This is a genomic window from Bacillus sp. PS237 (assembly GCF_037963345.1).
GTDB classification, from domain to species: Bacteria; Bacillota; Bacilli; order Bacillales; family Bacillaceae; genus Bacillus; species Bacillus subtilis.
In genome coordinates this window covers 2,679,306-2,698,363 of the sequence record NZ_CP150156.1, presented here as the reverse complement: position 1 = coordinate 2,698,363, position 19,058 = coordinate 2,679,306, and the positions used below count along the sequence as shown (strand labels likewise).

Sequence of the window (19,058 nt, the reverse complement as noted above, 5' to 3'; positions counted from 1 at the left end):
GCGTAGTAATTGGAGTGAATGAAATGGAAAAACGGCCGGAGGATACAAGAGTCGTCGTCGGCATGTCCGGCGGAGTAGACTCATCTGTGGCGGCCCTGCTGTTAAAAGAACAGGGCTATGATGTAATCGGAATCTTTATGAAAAACTGGGATGATACGGACGAAAACGGTTTTTGCACGGCGACAGAGGATTATGAAGATGTGATCCGCGTCTGCAACCAAATCGGAATTCCGTATTATGCCGTAAACTTTGAAAAGCAATATTATGAGAAGGTATTTCAATACTTCCTTGATGAATATAAAGCAGGCAGAACACCAAACCCGGATGTATTGTGCAACAAAGAAATTAAATTCAAGGCCTTTTTGGAGCATGCATTGTCACTTGGCGCCGACTATTTAGCGACTGGCCACTATGCAAGAGTAGACAGAAGCGGCGGAAAAGTCAGAATGCTGCGCGGCATTGATGAAAACAAGGATCAAACGTACTTCCTGAATCAGCTGACAGAAGATACGCTGAGCAAAGTCATGTTCCCGATCGGCGAACTTCAAAAAAGCCGTGTGCGTGAAATTGCCAAAGAAGCAGAACTTGCAACAGCGACGAAAAAAGACAGTACAGGCATCTGCTTTATCGGCGAACGCAACTTCAAAACGTTTCTCAGCCAATATCTCCCTGCACAGCCGGGCGATATGATGACGATGGACGGCGAAGTAAAAGGCCGCCACGACGGGTTGATGTACTATACGATCGGACAGCGTCACGGCCTTGGCATCGGCGGAAGCGGCGAGCCGTGGTTTGCGGTAGGCAAAGATCTTGAAAAGAACATCCTCTACGTAGATCAAGGGTTCCATAACCCGCTTTTATATTCCGACAAAATCACAGCAACAAATATCAGCTGGGTACGTTCGGATATCATGAAGGGCGAAGAGATTTCCTGCACGGCTAAATTCCGTTACCGCCAAGAGGATCATAAAGTAACAGTGCGCATGACTGGCGAAGGTGAAGCGGAAGTCATCTTTGATGAACAAGTCCGCGCTGTAACGCCGGGACAAGCCGTTGTCTTCTATGACGGCGAAGAATGCCTTGGCGGCGGGACAATTGATGATGTGTACAAAGACGGAACAAAATTGTGGTACGTATAAAAGATGAAAAACCTCAACACTGAGTTGGGGTTTTTTAATGAAAGGAAGATGATCGGTGGATTATAATCAACTCGGTATAGAGGCGATGCAGGAAGGCGATTACGAGAAAGCGGCAGAGGCATTTACAAAAGCGATTGAAGAAAATAAAGAAGACGCGATTCCGTATATCAATTTTGCCAACCTTCTTTCATCCGTAAACGAGCTGGAACGTGCGCTTGCGTTTTATGATAAAGCGCTTGAATTAGACAGTAGCGCAGCCACTGCTTATTATGGAGCAGGAAATGTCTATGTTGTAAAAGAAATGTACAAAGAAGCGAAAGACATGTTTGAAAAAGCGCTACGTGCGGGGATGGAAAACGGCGACCTGTTTTACATGCTCGGAACGGTACTTGTCAAGCTCGAACAGCCTAAGCTTGCACTGCCATATTTACAAAGAGCAGTCGAACTGAATGAAAACGATACGGAAGCGCGTTTTCAATTCGGGATGTGCTTAGCCAACGAGGGCATGCTGGACGAAGCGCTCAGCCAATTCGCAGCTGTGACAGAGCAAGACCCGGGGCATGCAGATGCATTTTATAATGCCGGTGTCACTTATGCTTATAAAGAAAACCGAGAAAAAGCGCTGGAAATGCTGGACAAGGCAATCGATATCCAGCCAGATCATATGCTTGCGCTTCATGCTAAAAAACTGATTGATCCATCATAACAGGCACAGGAGGAGGGACAGCTCGTGCAGCAGCATCCGGATCAGCTTAAACTGGAGGAAGAGCCCTATTTAAAAGGGACAGTCAACACAGTCATCTATCATAATGACACCAATTTATATACGGTTCTGAAAGTGAAAGTCACAGAGACCTCCGAAGCCATTGAAGATAAAGCCGTATCCGTGACGGGCTACTTCCCTGCGCTTCAAGAAGAAGAGACCTACACGTTTTACGGAAAGATCGTAACCCATCCAAAATTCGGGCTCCAATTTCAGGCGGAGCATTTCAAAAAGGAGATTCCAACGACTAAGGAAGGCATCATTCAATATTTATCGAGTGATTTATTCGAGGGGATCGGCAAAAAAACAGCTGAAGAAATTGTGAAAAAGCTGGGCGACAGCGCCATTAATAAAATATTGGCTGATGCTTCAGTGCTTTATGATGTTCCCAGACTCTCAAAAAAGAAAGCAGACACGCTGGCTGGCGCATTGCAGCGGCATCAGGGACTGGAGCAAATCATGATTTCCTTGAATCAGTTTGGCTTTGGCCCGCAGCTGTCTATGAAAATCTATCAAGCCTATGAATCCGAGACGCTTGAAAAGATTCAGGAAAATCCTTATCAGCTTGTGAAGGATGTAGAAGGCATCGGGTTTGGAAAAGCGGATGAGCTGGGCAGCAGAATGGGTCTTTCGGGTAATCATCCTGAGCGGGTAAAAGCTGCTATTTTGTACACGCTTGAAACGACTTGTCTGTCAGAGGGGCACACGTACATAGAAACGGAACAGCTGATCATCGACACTCAATCACTGTTAAACCAGTCAGCAAGGGAAGGGCAGCGCATTACAGAAATGGATGCCGCTAACGCAATTATTGCCCTTGGAGAAAATAAAGACATTGTCATAGAAGATGGCCGCTGTTATTTTCCTTCGCTGTTTTACGCAGAACAAAACGTTGCAAAGCGTGTGAAACATATCGCTAGCCAAACCGAATATGAGAACCAGTTTCCCGAATCAGAGTTTTTGCTCGCGTTGGGAGAACTGGAAGAACGGATGGACGTTCAGTATGCCCCCAGCCAGAAGGAAGCGATTCAAAAAGCCCTTTCCTCGCCGATGCTTCTTTTAACAGGCGGCCCGGGAACAGGAAAAACGACGGTAATCAGAGGGATTGTCGAGCTCTACGGAGAGCTTCACGGTGTGTCACTAGACCCGTCAGCTTATAAAAAGGATGAAGCTTTTCCGATTGTTTTGGCCGCTCCGACAGGGAGAGCAGCAAAACGGATGAGTGAATCAACGGGACTCCCTGCAGTTACGATACACAGGCTGCTTGGCTGGAACGGCGCTGAAGGCTTTACTCATACAGAGGATCAGCCGATCGAAGGGAAGCTGTTAATTATCGATGAAGCCAGTATGCTTGATATATGGCTGGCGAATCATTTGTTCAAGGCGATCCCTGATCATATACAAATCATCATTGTCGGAGACGAAGACCAGCTGCCTTCCGTCGGTCCGGGACAAGTGCTCAGAGACCTGCTGGCATCCCAGGTGATTCCGACTGTGAGACTGACAGACATCTATCGCCAGGCAGAAGGGTCATCAATCGTCGAGCTTGCCCACCAGATGAAAAATGGATTGCTGCCGAACAATTTGACTGCCCCGACAAAGGACCGTTCCTTTATTCGCTGCGGCGGGTCGCAAATCAAAGAAGTAGTTGAGAAGGTTGTCGCCAATGCATTGAAAAAAGGCTATACAGCAAAGGACATTCAGGTCCTCGCTCCGATGTACAGAGGAAAAGCCGGCATTAATGAATTGAATGTGATGCTGCAGGACATTTTAAATCCTCCTAAAGAAAAACGGAGAGAATTGAAGTTCGGGGATGTTGTCTACAGAACCGGAGATAAAATTTTGCAGCTTGTCAATCAGCCGGAAAACAATGTGTTCAACGGAGATATTGGCGAAATCACGTCGATATTTTATGCAAAGGAAAATACAGAAAAAGAAGACATGGCCGTCGTTTCTTTTGACGGCAATGAAATGACATTTACGAAAAAAGATTTTAATCAATTTACCCATGCGTATTGCTGTTCTATTCATAAATCGCAGGGAAGTGAATTTCCGATTGTGGTTTTGCCTGTTGTGAAAGGCTATTATAGAATGCTCAGAAGAAACCTTCTTTATACCGCGATTACAAGAGCGAAGAAATTTCTCATTTTATGCGGGGAAGAGGAGGCGCTGGAGTGGGGCGTGAAAAATAATGATGCAACTGTCAGACAGACCTCCTTGAAAAACAGGCTGTCCGTACAGGTTGAGGAAATGGATGCCGAGCTTGAAGCTTTGCAAAAAGAGCTCCCGTTCAGCGTACACGACGCCAACATTGGCATGGAAGGCATTACACCATTCGATTTTATGAAAGAAGAACAGCAATAAAATGCTCCCGTGCAAGCGGGAGTTTTTTTTCATTTGCAGTGGAATTGATTTCATCGTATGAGTCTAAGGCGCAAAGCAAAACCTAAGCCTGTTCAACAAAAGGTGGTTGATCACACTTTGAGAACATGCCATGAAGTAGAAGGATTCCCAGTATACTCAGAACGAACTTCTAGTTATCTCGGGACAATTTCCGATATTTGTTTTTCTCTGAAAGGAGATTGTCTTGGGTTTATTCTTGCACAAAAACGCTTTTTGCATCATCATCATGCGCTATTACGGGCGTGTGATATCTCTTCCATTTTTGATGACCGCATATTGGCTTCGGTCAGTTCAGAACAGCTTTTGCCTCTTCCGAAATCATGCTTCACATACGAGCAGATGAAGATGAAGCTTGTGAAATCGCAAGAGGGGGATATATTGGGGATGCTGGAAGATGTATACTTTTGTTTGGACAGGGGCATAATCGTAGCATATGAACTCTCGGACGGTTTCTTTTCTGACCTGGCGGGAAGCAAGCGCCAGATCCAAAGAGCGGATTCGCTTGTCGAGGTGCGGAAAGACGAGATCGTTCTGAACGGATAGAGGTGTGAGGTATGCTTATATGCCCGAATTGCAAAAGTAAGGATATCGGCAAAATCGGCGTGAACCAATATTATTGCTGGGGCTGTTTTATTGAACTGACAGTGGCGAAAGGGAAGATTGCAACTCATCAGGTGGAAGAAGACGGAACGTTAAGCAGCTTGGATGATTTGTTTTCTGAGGATGAACGCAGCATCAATTTTTAATCATGAAAGGAGATGCGCAGGATGAATCGGACGATGACTTCTCTTTTGGCAATGGGAGCCGGAGCTCTCGTGTACCGAATGGCGACTCAATCTGACATGCTGAATAATCGAAGCATGAAGCGGATGAGAAGAAGAATTACGAAAATGTTTTAATGCAAAAAGGATACTCTCCAAAGAGTATCCTTTTCTATGTTTGCCGGACCTCGAGGCGTCTTGCTGCGAGTGAAAGGCTGTAGTTGACTGCGAAATACATAAGGGCCGCAAGTAAAAAGATCGGGAAAAAATAACTGCCGTCAGCGCTTTGGCCGTTAATAATTTGCGCGTTGTGAATCAGTTCAGGCAGGGCGATCACAACAGCGAGCGATGTATCTTTTAATAAAGAAATAAACTGGCTTACGATGGGCGGAACCATGCGGCGAAGCGCTTGCGGCATAACGATAAAGAACAGGGTCTGTGTATAGCTCAGCCCGGAGGAGCGCGCCGCTTCAATTTGTCCTTTGTCAATTGATTTCAGTCCGCTTCGGATAATTTCAGATAGCATAGCGGATTCAAAAATCGTTAGTGCTGTAATTGCAGCAGCTGTAATTTCAAGCTTAATCCCAATTTCCGGAAGGGCAAAAAACGTAAAGAAAATAATTAACAGCAAGGGGAGGTTTCTGATCGTTTCAACGAGAACTGCAATCAATTGAGAAAGAACGGGAACTTTCGCATAACGCAGGGTGCCTGCGATTAAACCGAAGAAAAAGCTCAGAATGATGGAGATGAAAGCAACGTACAAGGTGACGAGAAAGCCATCCCATAAAAACGCTAAATGCTCCTGTGAATAAGCACCGATGAAATCCAATGTAACTCACTCCTTATCAATAGCTTTTTTCCAGCCGTTTTTCCAGATAGTTAACACCGATGCTAAGCGGAATCGTCAGCACTAAGTAAAAAAGCGCCACAAAAATATAAACATCAAATACAACGAGTGTGCTCGACGAAACTAAATCGGCTTGGTACATAAGATCCAATCCGGCCACAACCCCAAGAATCGAAGAGTTTTTGACTAAGTTTAAAAATTGATTGCCTAAAGGCGGAATGACGATTTTGATTGCCTGCGGCAAAATGATATGGAGCATGGCTTGGCTGTAGGTAAAGCCTGACGAGCGTGCCGCTTCCATCTGCCCTTTTGAAACAGACTGGATGCCTGCTCTGATGGCTTCAGCGATAAACGCAGAGGTATAAATGGTGAGAGCAACCGTTCCCGCTTGAAAACCGTCAAGCCTCAGGCCTGCGTTTGGAAGTCCGAAATAGAAAACAAAGGTAATTAAAAGAAGAGGGATGTTGCGGATGAATTCTACATATGCGGTCCCGAGCCATTGCAGCGGCTTAAAGACTGTTATTCTCATAACCGCTACAGCAACGCCGAGGACAAAACTGCCGGCCAGCGCGATAACACTTGCGAGCAAGGTATGGTAAAAACCGTCCATATACATGCTGAAGTTATCGAAAAGAATTGACACATTCATCTGCCTATTCACTCCTTATCAAATTGGGATGAGCATCGCCTGCTCATCCCGGGATGGTTGTTATTCAGCTGGGTCTTCTTTGATCCATTTTTTATAAATTTCATCGTATCTGCCATCCGACTTCATCTTTTTAAGTGAAGCGTTGATTTCTTTCGCGAGAGCAGATTGCCCTTTTTTCACGGCGATCCCGTAAGGCTCATCTGTAAAAGGCTTTCCTGTTAATTGATAATTTTTATTTTCATCAGCCATTCCATATAAAATTGCATTATCTGTGGTGAGGGCATCGCCTTGCCCCGATTTAAGGGCTGTAAAGGCTTCTGCGTAGTTTTCAAATTCTAAAACAGATGCTTCAGGCGCCTTTTCACGAATGTTTTGAGAGGAGGTGGAGCCTTTTACTGCAAGAACTTTTGAGCCTTTGCCAAGATTCTCGACACTCTTGATTTTGCTGCCTTTTTTCACGAGAAGCGATTGCCCGGCCTCGAAATAGACATCAGAAAAGTCAACTTCCTTTTTTCGTTCTTCAGTGATCGTCATTGTGGCGACAATGGCGTCGATATCCCCGTTTTGCAGCATAGGAATCCTTGTTTTTGAGGTGACCTCTTTAAATTGAGCTTTTTTCTCATCACCTAAAATGTCTTTAGCGATTTGTTTAGCAATATCAATATCAAAACCCTCAATCTCACCTGAGCTTGGATTTTTAAGACCGAACAGTCGAGTGTCCGTTTTTACGCCGAAGACAATTTTGTCATTGTCTTTAATGGCGGCTAGCGTATCTTTTTTGCTCTCCTTTGAGGCTTCTCCGTTTGATCCCTTGCTGCCGCAAGCGGCAAGCAAGATGACAGCGAATAAAGAAATCAATGCTAAAGAAAAAATCTTTTTCATACAAGCTCCCCCATTTCTGTTTTAATGATTTAAAATACGGCTTAAGAATAAGCGGGCCCGTTCTTCCTTCGGGTTCGCGTAAAATTCAGCCGGCACTGCTTCTTCTAAAATTTTTCCTTCGTCAATGAAGACAATCCGGTCGGCAACTTCTTTGGCAAACCCCATTTCGTGTGTCACGACAACCATTGTCATGCCTTCTTTGGCGAGTGTTTTCATGACATCTAGCACCTCACCGATCATTTCAGGATCAAGTGCTGATGTCGGCTCGTCAAACAGCATGACCTCCGGCTTCATCGCCAGTCCTCTTGCGATGGCAACACGCTGCTGCTGCCCGCCGGAAAGCTGGGAAGGATAGGCGTCAGCCTTGTCTGGGATGCCGACTTTTTCAAGATAGTACCGCGCCGTTTCCTTTGCTTGTTCAGGTGATTGTCTAAGCACTTTTACCGGAGCCAGCATGATGTTCTGCAGCACTGTTTTATGCGGATATAAATGAAAGTGCTGAAACACCATCCCGATATTTTGCCGCACTTGATTGATATCAGTTTTTCTGTCGTTAATGGCGGTGCCGTTTACTGTAAGCACTCCCTCATTGATCGACTCAAGTCTGTTGATGCATCTGAGCAATGTGCTTTTACCGGAACCGGATGGGCCGATGATAACAACGACTTCACCTTTTTCGATTTGAAGATTAATTTGTTTTAACACGTGAAAATCTCCGTAATGCTTGTTTACATTTTGAAATGTGATCATCGCAATCCTCCTATCAGAAAATTTGACCAAAAAGTAAATGATCAAACTTTTCTGAAAATTAAAAGTGAAAAAATGTCCATGACTTCTGACTGACTAAAGAAACATAAAGAATAATTCCTTGTAAACCTCAAAAGATATAGGTGAGGTGAAAGCAGATGCTCCAAAAACCGGTGCAGCTTTTGTTGTGGGTGGCTATTTGTTTGCTGGTTCTGTTAACAGTCTATGTCTTTTTTATGCTTGATATGTTATGGTCACCCTTTTGGCTCGTCATAAAAACGATCTTTATTCCCTTGATCATTTCTATTTTTATATCTTATTTATTGCTTCCGGTCACAGAATGGCTGCATGGCAAAGGATTGCCTAGGACTTTGAGCATCTTGGTCATTTATGTTCTTTTTTTTGGCGGGATTGGCTGGGCGTTGTATAAAGGGGTGCCTGTTTTAATCGTGCAGCTGACGGATTTGTCAGAAAATATACCCATGTTTGCCGAAACGTATAACGGGCTTCTTCTTCATGTGCATAACCATACGGATGACTGGCCTGATGGTATGCATCACCGTATAGATAAAATGATCCGCCAGACGGAGGCGTTTTTTGCGGGAACGATCGAGGGTGCGATCAGCGGGATCCGCAATGTGCTTGATTACTTCTTAATTGCTGCAACAATCCCTTTTCTCGTGTTTTATATGGTGAAGGACATTGAGTTAATGAAAAAGACAGTATGGTACTTGACTCCGAAGTCGTGGAGAAAGCGGGGCAGCGCCTTTTTGCGGGATGTGGATGATTCGCTTGGCGATTATATCCGCGGCCAGCTTTTGGTCTGCTTGATTCTTGGCGTGATTGCAGGCATTTCGTTCTGGGTATTTGGGCTTCCGTATCCGCTGATACTTGGCCTTATCTCTGGGGTAACGAATGTCATCCCGTATTTTGGCCCTTTCATCGGAGCTGTTCCTGCGTTGTTAATTGCGATGACGATCTCAGTCAAGGCGGTTCTTGTTGTGGTGATTACGGTGTTTATTCTGCAGTTTATGGAAGGAAATATCCTCAGTCCGTTCATTGTCGGCAGAAGCCTTAAAATGCATCCGGTCGTTATCATGCTTGCACTCCTTGCCGGAGGGGAGCTTGCGGGTATCGTCGGGATGATTCTGGCTGTTCCTGCGACGGCTGTTTTAAAAGTAATGATGATCCATTTTTTGCGGATGAGGACGGAGCATTGACATCGGCGTGCCGCTTGTCTATAATTTCTCGTAGAATACATACGAATCTCGAGTGACGGATCTGAGTACGCCGAAGCCCTGTTAAAGAGAGAAGCTCCATAAGCTGAAAGGAGCTTTATCAGAAGATCGGAGGAAGCTAATCCTGAGTGCAGTTAATCACTGCCGCTTATCCTGCGTTACAGGGTTAAAGGTGACGGGCGCATGAATGCCCGTAATCAGGGTGGTACCGCGAGACAGCTCTCGTCCCTGTGTAAACGTTGGTTTGCATAGGGGGAGGGCTTTTTTGCTGTCACTGAAGAGAATTTCGATTTTTATAGAGGAGGAAATACAATGAAACACTTAACTTCTGCGGAAGTGCGTCAAATGTTTTTGGATTTCTTTAAAGAAAAAGGACATGCGGTAGAGCCAAGCGCGTCATTAGTGCCTCATGAGGATCCTTCACTGCTTTGGATCAACAGCGGTGTTGCGACGCTGAAAAAATATTTTGACGGCCGTGTCGTGCCGGAAAATCCAAGAATCGTAAACGCTCAAAAAGCGATCAGAACAAACGATATAGAAAATGTAGGTAAAACTGCGCGCCATCACACTTTCTTTGAAATGCTCGGAAACTTTTCCATCGGCGATTATTTCAAAGAAGAAGCCATTACATGGGCTTGGGAGTTTTTAACGAGCGACAAGTGGATTGGCTTCGACAAAGAGCTTCTCTCTGTTACGGTTCATCCTGAAGATGAAGAGGCATATGAGTTTTGGGCGAAAAAAATCGGTATTCCTGAAGAAAGAATTATCCGTCTGGAAGGGAACTTCTGGGATATCGGTGAAGGGCCGAGCGGACCGAATACGGAAATCTTTTACGACCGCGGTGAAGCATACGGTAATGATCCAGAAGATCCGGAGCTTTACCCAGGCGGGGAAAACGACCGTTACCTGGAAGTATGGAACCTTGTGTTCTCAGAGTTCAACCATAACCCTGACGGCACGTACACACCGCTTCCAAAGAAAAATATTGATACAGGCATGGGTCTTGAAAGAATGGTGTCTGTCATCCAGAATGTTCCGACAAACTTTGACACCGATTTGTTTGTTCCGATCATTAAAGCAACAGAATCGATTTCTGGTGAAACATATGGCAAAGACAATGTGAAAGACACTGCGTTTAAAGTGATTGCTGACCATATCAGAACGGTTGCCTTTGCTGTCAGTGACGGTGCGCTGCCGTCAAATGAAGGCCGCGGCTATGTATTAAGACGCTTATTACGCCGTGCCGTGCGTTATGCCAAAACGATCAACATCCATCGTCCGTTCATGTTTGATTTAGTGCCGGTTGTCGCAGAAATCATGGCTGATTTCTATCCTGAAGTGAAAGAGAAAGCGGATTTCATCGCAAAAGTCATTAAAACCGAGGAAGAACGCTTCCATGAGACCCTTAATGAAGGGCTTGCGATCCTGTCAGAAATGATCAAAAAAGAAAAAGACAAGGGCAGCAGCGTTATCTCAGGTGCTGATGTGTTTAAACTGTATGATACGTATGGATTCCCGGTTGAATTGACTGAAGAATACGCAGAAGACGAGAACATGACGGTTGACCATGAGGGCTTTGAGGAGGAAATGAACCAGCAGCGTGAACGGGCAAGAAACGCCCGCCAGGATGTCGGCAGCATGCAGGTGCAGGGCGGCGCACTGCGCGACGTGACAGTTGAAAGCACATTTGTCGGCTACTCTCAAACCAAAGCTGATGCCAATATCATTGTGCTTCTTCAGGACGGCCAATTAATCGAAGAGGCTCATGAAGGAGAAAGCGTTCAAATCATTCTTGATGAAACACCGTTCTATGCAGAAAGCGGCGGCCAAATCGGCGACAAAGGCTATCTCCGAAGCGAGCAGGCAGTTGTAAGAATTAAAGATGTTCAAAAAGCGCCGAACGGCCAGCATGTGCATGAAGGTGTTGTGGAGAGCGGTACTGTTCAAAAAGGCCTGCATGTTACGGCTGAAGTTGAAGACCATATGAGAAGCGGCGTCATTAAAAACCACACGGCAACGCATTTATTGCATCAGGCTCTAAAAGATGTTCTTGGAACTCATGTCAATCAGGCGGGCTCTCTTGTAACGGAAAACCGCCTTCGTTTTGACTTCTCGCACTTTGGCCAAGTGACAAAAGAAGAGCTCGAACAAATTGAAAGAATCGTAAACGAAAAGATCTGGGCGAGCATCCCGGTCAGCATTGATTTGAAACCGATCGCTGAAGCAAAAGAAATGGGTGCGATGGCACTGTTCGGCGAAAAATATGGCGATATTGTCCGTGTCGTTCAAGTTGGAGATTACAGCTTAGAGCTGTGCGGCGGCTGCCACGTCAGAAATACAGCAGAAATCGGCTTGTTTAAAATCGTTTCTGAATCCGGAATCGGAGCAGGCACAAGACGGATTGAAGCTGTAACGGGACAAGGCGCTTACGTCGAAATGAACAGCCAGATTTCTGTATTGAAGCAGACCGCTGACGAGCTGAAAACAAATATCAAAGAAGTGCCGAAACGGGTCGCGGCTCTGCAGGCTGAACTGAAGGATGCACAAAGAGAAAATGAATCTCTTCTTGCAAAACTAGGCAACGTGGAAGCAGGAGCAATCCTGTCGAAAGTAAAAGAAGTTGACGGCGTAAACGTGCTTGCGGCAAAAGTAAATGCAAAAGACATGAATCATCTCCGCACTATGGTCGATGAACTCAAAGCAAAGCTTGGCTCTGCGGTGATCGTGCTTGGTGCGGTACAAAACGATAAAGTTAATATCTCTGCCGGAGTCACAAAGGACCTCATTGAGAAAGGACTTCACGCCGGCAAGCTGGTTAAACAAGCTGCGGAAGTTTGCGGCGGAGGCGGCGGAGGCCGTCCGGACATGGCGCAGGCAGGCGGTAAACAGCCGGAAAAATTAGAAGAAGCTTTGGCTTCTGTAGAAGATTGGGTGAAATCCGTTTTATAATTCGCCCATGTAGTGTAGAATGATGGTAAGATTAGGACCCCAGGCTGAACTTTGCCTGCGAATTTGGGAAAGAGGTGCAAAACGGTGAGCTCGTTTGATAAAACGATGAAATTTAATTTCTCCGATGATTCTGCTGAGACTAACGTAAATGAGGTGCTGATTACAGTGTATGACGCGCTTCAGGAAAAGGGCTACAATCCAATCAACCAGATTGTCGGATACTTGCTGTCAGGTGATCCCGCTTATATTCCTAGGCATCGTGACGCTCGCAATTTAATTCGCAAACTTGAAAGAGACGAATTAATCGAGGAATTGGTAAAGTCTTATTTAGAACAGCATAAAGAGGCGTAAATAAAGAATGAGAATATTAGGACTCGATTTAGGAACCAAAACACTCGGTGTAGCTCTGAGCGATGAAATGGGCTGGACTGCTCAAGGCATTGAGACCATAAAGATAAATGAAGCAGAAGGCGATTATGGTTTATCCCGTTTATCTGAACTGATAAAGGACTATACTATAGATAAAATCGTGCTCGGCTTTCCTAAGAACATGAACGGAACAGTCGGCCCGAGAGGCGAAGCCAGCCAAACATTTGCGAAAGTGCTTGAAACAACGTACAATGTTCCTGTTGTGCTGTGGGACGAGCGTCTTACCACAATGGCGGCTGAAAAAATGCTGATTGCAGCTGACGTCAGCAGGCAAAAACGAAAAAAAGTCATTGATAAAATGGCGGCTGTTATGATTTTACAAGGATATCTTGACAGCTTAAATTAAAGCCAGAGGTGAAGAAAATGGAACACGGCGAAAAAAATATTACAATTGTTGACGATCAAGGAAATGAACAGCTTTGTGAAGTGCTGTTTACATTTGAAAATGAAGAGTTTGGCAAATCTTATGTCTTGTACTATCCAATCGAATCAAAAGATGACGAAGAAGTAGAAATTCTTGCTTCCAGCTTCACGCCAAACGAAGACGGTGAAAACGGTGAGCTATTCCCGATTGAAACTGACGAAGAATGGGATATGATCGAAGAAACACTAAACACATTCTTAGCGGACGAAGACGAAGAGTAAAACATCGCGCCAAACCAAAGCCGGAGCTATACTGCTCCGGCTTTTTTCTGCTTTATGCAGGCCTCTTTTTGTAATAAATTGCCGAAATACAATGAATCATGTAGTATAAGAGCTGATGGGAGGAGACCTAATGTATATCAATCAGCAAAAAAAATCGTTTTTTAATAAAAAAAGAATCATACTGTCTTCCATTGTTGTGCTGTTTCTCATCATTGGCGGGGCATTTTTATATGGGAAATCATTGCTTGAACCTGTTGAAAAAGACAGTAAAACGACAGTTAATATTAACATTCCGAGCGGTTCGTCTGTTTCAGCCATCGCATCGATATTAAAGAAAAATGATGTCATAAAAAGCGAGAAGGCGTTTCAGTACTATGTGAAATATAAAGGTGCTTCCGGGTTTCAGGCCGGATTCTACCATCTGAATAAAGGTATGGATTTAGATGCCATTATTCAGAAGCTGACAAGCGGGGCTACAGGTTACGCTTTTCAAATCACAGTGACTGAGGGAGCACAGCTGACCCAAATCGCGGCTGCTATTGCTGATGAAACAAAATACTCTAAAAAACAAGTCATAGCGAAGCTGGACGATGAAACATTTATCAATCAGCTGAAGAAAGAATTCCCGGACACTGTGACAAATGATGTTTTCAATAAAAACATTAAGCACCCGCTTGAAGGGTACCTATTCCCGGCTACATACCCTTTTAACGATCCGGACACATCACTTGAAGACATTATCAAGGCAATGATTAAGCAGACAAATTCTTATGTGGAAACATATAAATCAGAAATGAAGAAAAACAAAGTTTCTGTGCATAAGCTGCTGACAATGGCTTCTTTGATAGAAGAAGAAGCGACTGAAAAAGCCGACCGCCATAAAATTGCGAGCGTCTTTTATAACCGCCTGAAAAAGAAAATGCCGCTCCAAACAGATCCGACCGTCCTGTACGCGGCAGGCAAGCATAAAGATCGGGTTCTTTATAAGGATCTGGAAATCGATTCACCATACAATACGTATAAAAACACAGGGCTGACGCCAGGGCCGATTGCCAATGCCGGCATGTCATCATGGGAAGCAGCGCTGCATCCGGATAAAACGGACTATCTGTATTTCTTGGCCAAATCAAATGGTGAGGTCGTATTTACAAAAACGCTAAAAGAGCATAATAAAGCAAAAGAAAAATACATTTCCTCAAAAAATGAGAAATAAAAGGAGAGCAAAAAGCTCTCCTTTTGTTCGCTTTCCGCAAGGTTTTATGATAAAATATATCGGGTTGTTTACCGATGTATCATGATGTATTCAGAGAGTGTCCTGCGCATAAGACTGGGGCACTCCTTTTTAGAACGGGAGGCTGTTTGTAGTGACTGACCGGTATGAACAAATAAATGACTATATAGAAGCATTATTAAAGCCTCGGCCGGATAACGTGAAGAGACTTGAAGCATATGCAGAAGAACATCATGTCCCGATTATGGAAAAAGCGGGCATGGAGGTGCTGCTTCAAATTTTGTCTGTGAAACAGCCGAAAAAAATACTAGAAATCGGAACGGCCATTGGTTATTCAGCCATTCGAATGGCTCTGGAACTGCCGTCTGCTGAAATATATACAATTGAACGCAATGAGAAACGGCATGAAGAAGCGGTAAACAATATCAAGGAATTTCAGCTTGATGACCGGATTCATGTTTTTTACGGAGATGCGCTTGAATTAGCCGACGCCGTTCATGTAACCGCGCCTTACGATGTCATTTTTATTGACGCTGCAAAAGGTCAGTATCAAAACTTTTTTCATTTATATGAACCGATGCTTTCACCGGACGGGGTGATTATAACAGACAACGTGCTGTTTAAAGGTCTGGTGGCAGAGGATTACAGCAAAATAGAACCGAAGAGAAGGCGCAGGCTTGTAGCCAAAATTGATGAATATAATCATTGGCTGATGAATCATCCGGATTATCAAACTGCGATTATTCCTGTCGGGGACGGACTTGCGATTAGTAAAAAGAAGAGGTGAACGTCATGAAAAAACCAGAGCTCTTAGTGACGCCGACGAGTACAGCGGACATTTTGCCGCTCATACAGGCTGGGGCAACTGCGTTTTTAGTTGGGGAACAGAGATACGGCTTGAGATTAGCCGGAGAATTTTCTCGTGAAGATGTAACAAAAGCCGTAGAGATTGCTCACAAAGAAGGGGCAAAAGTATACGTTGCTGTAAATGCAATTTTCCATAATGATAAAGTGGGTGAGCTTGGCGAATATCTGGCTTTCTTAGCAGAAGCCGGTGTCGATGCAGCGGTATTCGGCGATCCTGCCGTGCTGATGGCTGCCCGTGAATCTGCGCCTGATCTGAAGCTTCATTGGAGCACAGAAACGACAGGCACCAACTATTATACATGCAACTACTGGGGACGCAAGGGTGCGGCGCGTTCTGTGCTTGCCAGAGAATTAAACATGGACAGCATTGTTGAGATTAAAGAAAATGCTGAAGTCGAAATTGAAATCCAGGTGCATGGAATGACGTGCATGTTCCAATCGAAGCGTTCTTTGATTGGAAACTATTTTGAATATCAGGGCAAAGTCATGGACATTGAAAGAAAGAAAAAAGAATCAGGCATGTTTTTACACGATAAAGAACGCGATAATAAATATCCGATTTTCGAAGATGAAAACGGCACTCACATCATGAGCCCGAACGATGTGTGCATCATTGATGAGCTCGAGGAATTGATAGATGCCGGAATTGATTCTTTCAAAATCGATGGTGTTTTGAAAATGCCTGAATACCTAATAGAAGTCACCAAAATGTACAGAGAAGCAATTGATTTGTGCGTGGAAAACCGTGACGAATACGAAGCGAAAAAAGAAGACTGGATCGAACGCATTGAAAGCATCCAGCCAGTAAACAGAAAAATTGATACCGGATTCTTCTTCAAGGAAACGGTTTATTAATCAAAAGGAGGTTAAGCTATGACTGCCGTAAATGATAAAATATCCACAATCGTTAATGGAAAGCGTGTGATTACGAAAAAGCCGGAGCTTCTCGCACCTGCGGGTAATCTTGAAAAGCTGAAAATCGCTGTTCATTACGGAGCGGACGCGGTCTTTATCGGGGGACAGGAATACGGGCTTCGCTCGAATGCCGATAACTTTACGATCGAAGAAATTGCAGAAGGCGTTGAATTCGCAAAGAAATATGGCGCGAAGATCTACGTAACAACGAATATTTTCGCTCATAATGAAAACATGGACGGGCTTGAAGACTATTTAAAAGCGCTTGGAGACGCCAACGTTGCCGGTATTATTGTGGCAGATCCGCTTATTATTGAAACATGCCGCAGAGTGGCGCCGAATGTTGAGGTTCACTTGAGCACACAGCAGTCTCTTTCAAACTGGAAGGCTGTCCAGTTCTGGAAGGAAGAAGGTCTCGACCGCGTCGTGCTGGCACGTGAAACTAGCGCTCTTGAAATCAGAGAAATGAAAGAAAAGGTAGATATCGAAATCGAATCCTTCATTCATGGCGCAATGTGTATTGCATATTCCGGCCGCTGCGTGCTGAGCAATCACATGACAGCGCGGGATTCCAACCGCGGAGGCTGCTGCCAGTCATGCCGCTGGGATTATGATCTCTACCAAACAGACGGTGCCAACGCCGTTGCTTTGTATGGTGAAGAAGATGCACCATTTGCGATGAGCCCGAAAGATTTGAAGCTGATTGAATCCATTCCAAAAATGATTGAAATGGGGATCGACAGCTTAAAGATTGAAGGCCGCATGAAATCCATTCACTATGTAGCAACTGTTGTCAGCGTATACCGCAAAGTAATCGATGCTTATTGCGCTGATCCAGAAAACTTTGTGATTCAAAAAGAATGGCTTGAAGAGCTTGATAAGTGCGCCAACAGGGACACTGCGACAGCTTTCTTTGAAGGAACGCCAGGCTATGAAGAGCAAATGTTCGGCGAACACGCCAAGAAAACGACATATGATTTTGTCGGCTTAGTGCTGAATTATGATGAAGATACACAAATGGTCACGCTTCAGCAGCGCAATTTCTTCAAAAAAGGCGACGAAGTGGAATTTTTCGGTCCAGAAATCGAAAACTTTACACATACGATTGAAACCATTTGGGACGAAGACGGAAATGAGCTAGATGCTGCCCGCCATCCCCTGCAAATTGTCAAATTCAAACTAGACAAAAAGATTTATCCGAGCAACATGATGAGAAAGGGGAAGTAACAGCCCATGGGTAAGAATCCAGTAGTCATTGGAATCGCAGGAGGTTCCGGTTCAGGAAAAACGAGTGTCACACGGTCCATTTATGAACAGTTTAAAGGACACTCAATTTTAATGATCCAGCAGGACCTTTATTATAAAGACCAAAGCCATCTTCCGTTTGAAGAAAGGCTGAACACAAACTATGATCATCCGCTTGCGTTTGATAATGACTATTTAATCGAGCATATTCAAGATCTATTGAATTACCGCCCGATTGAAAAGCCGATTTATGACTATAAGCTTCACACACGTTCAGAAGAAACGGTTCACGTAGAGCCAAAGGATGTTATTATCCTTGAAGGCATTCTTGTTCTTGAAGACAAAAGGCTTCGTGATCTGATGGATATCAAGCTTTATGTTGATACGGACGCTGACTTGCGTATCATCAGACGGATTATGAGAGATATTAATGAGCGCGGACGCTCTATTGATTCTGTCATTGAACAATATGTGTCAGTGGTCCGTCCGATGCATAACCAATTCGTCGAGCCGACGAAACGATACGCTGATATTATTATCCCGGAAGGCGGTCAGAATCACGTCGCAATTGATCTGATGGTCACAAAAATTCAAACCATTCTTGAACAAAACGCGATTTTGTAATACCATAGCATAGACATAAATAACTCTGACCATATTATGTATAGGCAGGAAGGGAATGTGCGAATTCCCTTCTTTCCCTGTTTATAAACGCGAAATATTTGCAGAACGACACGATTCAGTTTAAGATAAACAGTACCTATATGGGAGAGAAGAACGAGGACTGCCCTGTGTTCTCATTCTTGTATTTTTTAGTTTATGCTCTCATACATAATCGAAGATGTTGAGGGACAACCAGAAGGAGTGAAGGGACATGGCACAAGAGAAAGTTTTTCCTATGACTGCAGAAGGAAAACAAAAACTTGAACAAGAATTAGAATATTTGAAAACGGTTAAACGAAAAGAAGTAGTAGAGCGAATCAAAATTGCGAGAAGCTTCGGAGACCTTTCCGAGAACTCTGAATACGATTCAGCGAAAGAAGAGCAGGCATTTGTAGAGGGCCGCGTGACGACTCTTGAAAATATGATTCGCAATGCGAAAATCATTGAAGATGACGGCGGCTCTAACGTTGTCGGTTTGGGTAAAACCGTCACTTTCGTCGAACTGCCTGACGGTGATGAAGAATCATATACGATCGTCGGAAGCGCGGAAGCTGACCCGTTTGAAGGGAAAATCTCAAACGATTCACCGATCGCAAAAAGCCTCTTGGGCAAAAAAGTAGATGAAGAAGTCACAGTACAAACACCGGGCGGAGAAATGCTCGTGAAAATTGTGAAAATTTCATAA

General features: G+C 44.4%; 21 protein-coding genes. 17 read left to right on the top strand and 4 right to left on the bottom strand.

The window, feature by feature from the left end:
- Window positions 1-23: 23 nt before the first annotated feature.
- The 6 genes from mnmA (at window position 24) to NST22_RS14030 (ending at window position 5,204) form a co-directional block, all read left to right on the top strand.
- The gene (gene mnmA / locus NST22_RS14055) at window positions 24-1,139 is read left to right on the top strand and encodes a tRNA 2-thiouridine(34) synthase MnmA (protein ID WP_004398509.1); all 1,116 of its coding nucleotides are present in this window, start codon (window positions 24-26) and stop codon (window positions 1,137-1,139) included.
- Window positions 1,140-1,224: 85 nt separating this feature from the next.
- The gene (locus NST22_RS14050) at window positions 1,225-1,845 is read left to right on the top strand and encodes a tetratricopeptide repeat protein (protein ID WP_010886584.1); all 621 of its coding nucleotides are present in this window, start codon (window positions 1,225-1,227) and stop codon (window positions 1,843-1,845) included.
- A 24-nt stretch (window positions 1,846-1,869) separates the two neighbouring features.
- Window positions 1,870-4,266, top strand: coding sequence for an ATP-dependent RecD-like DNA helicase (locus NST22_RS14045; RefSeq protein ID WP_004398511.1), 2,397 nt, complete (start codon window positions 1,870-1,872; stop codon window positions 4,264-4,266).
- A 57-nt stretch (window positions 4,267-4,323) separates the two neighbouring features.
- Entirely contained in the window at window positions 4,324-4,848 is a 525-nt protein-coding gene (locus tag NST22_RS14040; RefSeq protein WP_010886583.1) for a PRC-barrel domain-containing protein, read from the top strand.
- Between the two features lie 11 nt (window positions 4,849-4,859).
- Entirely contained in the window at window positions 4,860-5,051 is a 192-nt protein-coding gene (locus NST22_RS14035) for a hypothetical protein (RefSeq protein ID WP_003225893.1), read from the top strand.
- A gap of 21 nt (window positions 5,052-5,072) precedes the next feature.
- Window positions 5,073-5,204, top strand: a complete 132-nt coding sequence (locus NST22_RS14030; RefSeq protein WP_003229780.1) for a YrzQ family protein — start codon at window positions 5,073-5,075, stop codon at window positions 5,202-5,204.
- A gap of 34 nt (window positions 5,205-5,238) precedes the next feature.
- On the opposite strand, the gene NST22_RS14025 is transcribed toward NST22_RS14030, so the two are convergent.
- Genes NST22_RS14025 through NST22_RS14010 form a run of 4 tightly spaced genes read right to left on the bottom strand, consistent with a single transcriptional unit; the run spans window position 5,239 to window position 8,194 of the window.
- Entirely contained in the window at window positions 5,239-5,895 is a 657-nt protein-coding gene (locus NST22_RS14025; RefSeq protein WP_003229784.1) for an amino acid ABC transporter permease, read from the bottom strand.
- A gap of 16 nt (window positions 5,896-5,911) precedes the next feature.
- Window positions 5,912-6,562, bottom strand: a complete 651-nt coding sequence (locus tag NST22_RS14020; RefSeq protein WP_004398664.1) for an amino acid ABC transporter permease — start codon at window positions 6,560-6,562, stop codon at window positions 5,912-5,914.
- A 60-nt stretch (window positions 6,563-6,622) separates the two neighbouring features.
- Window positions 6,623-7,444, bottom strand: a complete 822-nt coding sequence (gene glnH, locus NST22_RS14015; RefSeq protein WP_003245954.1) for a glutamine ABC transporter substrate-binding protein GlnH — start codon at window positions 7,442-7,444, stop codon at window positions 6,623-6,625.
- Between the two features lie 21 nt (window positions 7,445-7,465).
- Window positions 7,466-8,194 (bottom strand): amino acid ABC transporter ATP-binding protein, encoded by a 729-nt coding sequence (locus NST22_RS14010; protein ID WP_003246180.1) that lies wholly within the window; start codon window positions 8,192-8,194, stop codon window positions 7,466-7,468.
- A gap of 155 nt (window positions 8,195-8,349) precedes the next feature.
- On the opposite strand from NST22_RS14010, the gene NST22_RS14005 reads away from it, so the two are divergent.
- From NST22_RS14005 to greA, 11 genes are all read left to right on the top strand, one after another.
- The gene (locus NST22_RS14005) at window positions 8,350-9,411 is read left to right on the top strand and encodes an AI-2E family transporter (protein WP_009967889.1); all 1,062 of its coding nucleotides are present in this window, start codon (window positions 8,350-8,352) and stop codon (window positions 9,409-9,411) included.
- Between the two features lie 330 nt (window positions 9,412-9,741).
- On the top strand, window positions 9,742-12,378 hold the full coding sequence (alaS, locus tag NST22_RS14000) for an alanine--tRNA ligase (protein ID WP_003246158.1): 2,637 nt from the start codon (window positions 9,742-9,744) through the stop codon (window positions 12,376-12,378).
- A gap of 84 nt (window positions 12,379-12,462) precedes the next feature.
- Entirely contained in the window at window positions 12,463-12,729 is a 267-nt protein-coding gene (locus NST22_RS13995) for an IreB family regulatory phosphoprotein (protein ID WP_003225903.1), read from the top strand.
- A 7-nt stretch (window positions 12,730-12,736) separates the two neighbouring features.
- Window positions 12,737-13,153, top strand: a complete 417-nt coding sequence (gene ruvX / locus NST22_RS13990; RefSeq protein WP_003229795.1) for a Holliday junction resolvase RuvX — start codon at window positions 12,737-12,739, stop codon at window positions 13,151-13,153.
- Window positions 13,154-13,170: 17 nt separating this feature from the next.
- Window positions 13,171-13,452 (top strand): DUF1292 domain-containing protein, encoded by a 282-nt coding sequence (locus NST22_RS13985; protein ID WP_003246199.1) that lies wholly within the window; start codon window positions 13,171-13,173, stop codon window positions 13,450-13,452.
- A 130-nt stretch (window positions 13,453-13,582) separates the two neighbouring features.
- On the top strand, window positions 13,583-14,665 hold the full coding sequence (gene mltG / locus NST22_RS13980) for an endolytic transglycosylase MltG (RefSeq protein WP_003229799.1): 1,083 nt from the start codon (window positions 13,583-13,585) through the stop codon (window positions 14,663-14,665).
- A 151-nt stretch (window positions 14,666-14,816) separates the two neighbouring features.
- Window positions 14,817-15,470, top strand: coding sequence for an O-methyltransferase (locus NST22_RS13975; protein ID WP_003229800.1), 654 nt, complete (start codon window positions 14,817-14,819; stop codon window positions 15,468-15,470).
- Between the two features lie 5 nt (window positions 15,471-15,475).
- On the top strand, window positions 15,476-16,405 hold the full coding sequence (locus NST22_RS13970) for a peptidase U32 family protein (RefSeq protein ID WP_004399094.1): 930 nt from the start codon (window positions 15,476-15,478) through the stop codon (window positions 16,403-16,405).
- Between the two features lie 18 nt (window positions 16,406-16,423).
- On the top strand, window positions 16,424-17,692 hold the full coding sequence (locus NST22_RS13965) for a U32 family peptidase (protein ID WP_003229802.1): 1,269 nt from the start codon (window positions 16,424-16,426) through the stop codon (window positions 17,690-17,692).
- A gap of 6 nt (window positions 17,693-17,698) precedes the next feature.
- Entirely contained in the window at window positions 17,699-18,334 is a 636-nt protein-coding gene (gene udk / locus NST22_RS13960; RefSeq protein WP_003225916.1) for a uridine kinase, read from the top strand.
- A gap of 250 nt (window positions 18,335-18,584) precedes the next feature.
- Window positions 18,585-19,058: a transcription elongation factor GreA gene (gene greA / locus NST22_RS13955; RefSeq protein WP_004399078.1), complete on the top strand. Its 474-nt coding sequence runs from the start codon at window positions 18,585-18,587 to the stop codon at window positions 19,056-19,058.

Excerpts from the sequence above, each read along its gene's own strand:
- mnmA (WP_004398509.1), top strand. The coding sequence starts at position 24 with ATGGAAAAACGGCCGGAGGATACAAGAGTCGTCGTCGGCATGTCCGGC.
- NST22_RS14050 (WP_010886584.1), top strand. The coding sequence starts at position 1,225 with ATGCAGGAAGGCGATTACGAGAAAGCGGCAGAGGCATTTACAAAAGCG.
- NST22_RS14040 (WP_010886583.1), top strand. The coding sequence starts at position 4,324 with ATGAGTCTAAGGCGCAAAGCAAAACCTAAGCCTGTTCAACAAAAGGTG.
- NST22_RS14035 (WP_003225893.1), top strand. The coding sequence starts at position 4,860 with ATGCTTATATGCCCGAATTGCAAAAGTAAGGATATCGGCAAAATCGGC.
- NST22_RS14030 (WP_003229780.1), top strand. The coding sequence starts at position 5,073 with ATGAATCGGACGATGACTTCTCTTTTGGCAATGGGAGCCGGAGCTCTC.
- NST22_RS14020 (WP_004398664.1), bottom strand. The coding sequence starts at position 6,562 with ATGAATGTGTCAATTCTTTTCGATAACTTCAGCATGTATATGGACGGT.
- glnH (WP_003245954.1), bottom strand. The coding sequence starts at position 7,444 with ATGAAAAAGATTTTTTCTTTAGCATTGATTTCTTTATTCGCTGTCATC.
- NST22_RS14010 (WP_003246180.1), bottom strand. The coding sequence starts at position 8,194 with ATGATCACATTTCAAAATGTAAACAAGCATTACGGAGATTTTCACGTG.
- NST22_RS14005 (WP_009967889.1), top strand. The coding sequence starts at position 8,350 with ATGCTCCAAAAACCGGTGCAGCTTTTGTTGTGGGTGGCTATTTGTTTG.
- alaS (WP_003246158.1), top strand. The coding sequence starts at position 9,742 with ATGAAACACTTAACTTCTGCGGAAGTGCGTCAAATGTTTTTGGATTTC.
- ruvX (WP_003229795.1), top strand. The coding sequence starts at position 12,737 with ATGAGAATATTAGGACTCGATTTAGGAACCAAAACACTCGGTGTAGCT.
- NST22_RS13985 (WP_003246199.1), top strand. The coding sequence starts at position 13,171 with ATGGAACACGGCGAAAAAAATATTACAATTGTTGACGATCAAGGAAAT.
- mltG (WP_003229799.1), top strand. The coding sequence starts at position 13,583 with ATGTATATCAATCAGCAAAAAAAATCGTTTTTTAATAAAAAAAGAATC.
- NST22_RS13970 (WP_004399094.1), top strand. The coding sequence starts at position 15,476 with ATGAAAAAACCAGAGCTCTTAGTGACGCCGACGAGTACAGCGGACATT.
- NST22_RS13965 (WP_003229802.1), top strand. The coding sequence starts at position 16,424 with ATGACTGCCGTAAATGATAAAATATCCACAATCGTTAATGGAAAGCGT.
- udk (WP_003225916.1), top strand. The coding sequence starts at position 17,699 with ATGGGTAAGAATCCAGTAGTCATTGGAATCGCAGGAGGTTCCGGTTCA.
- greA (WP_004399078.1), top strand. The coding sequence starts at position 18,585 with ATGGCACAAGAGAAAGTTTTTCCTATGACTGCAGAAGGAAAACAAAAA.